The sequence below is a fragment of the Bacillus sp. SIMBA_074 genome, assembly GCF_046534555.1.
Lineage (GTDB): Bacteria > Bacillota > Bacilli > Bacillales > Bacillaceae_G > Bacillus_A > Bacillus_A mycoides.
Map to the genome: position 1 here is coordinate 1 of NZ_JAWRYM010000313.1, position 301 is coordinate 301.

General features: G+C 63.5%; 1 protein-coding gene. It reads right to left on the bottom strand.

The window, feature by feature from the left end; genetic code table 11:
- Nucleotides 1-301: family 4 glycosyl hydrolase (locus tag SB773_RS30975; protein ID WP_486304308.1), on the bottom strand; the 301-nt coding region annotated here is incomplete at both ends.

Sequence of the window (301 nt, forward strand, 5' to 3'; positions counted from 1 at the left end):
GAGCCGCCCGCCGGTCGGGCGTGGCAACGATCTCGGTCGTGCGGCCGAAGCGGGAAGCCACCTGCTCCGCCGTACCGCGCGCGACCTCGAGCCGCTCGGCATCGATGTCGTGGAGCACGATCTTCACGCTCGGGAGGTCGTCGAACCGGTACAGGTCGGCGAGCAGCTGGCGAGTGAACACGACGCTGCCCGCGCCGAGGAAAACGATCTGTGGCATGGTGCGATCCTGCGATACGGTGTCAACTTCGCGCAACAGAATGAGCGATTTCGGACTAAAGTGCTCATATTGATTGATCGCTTG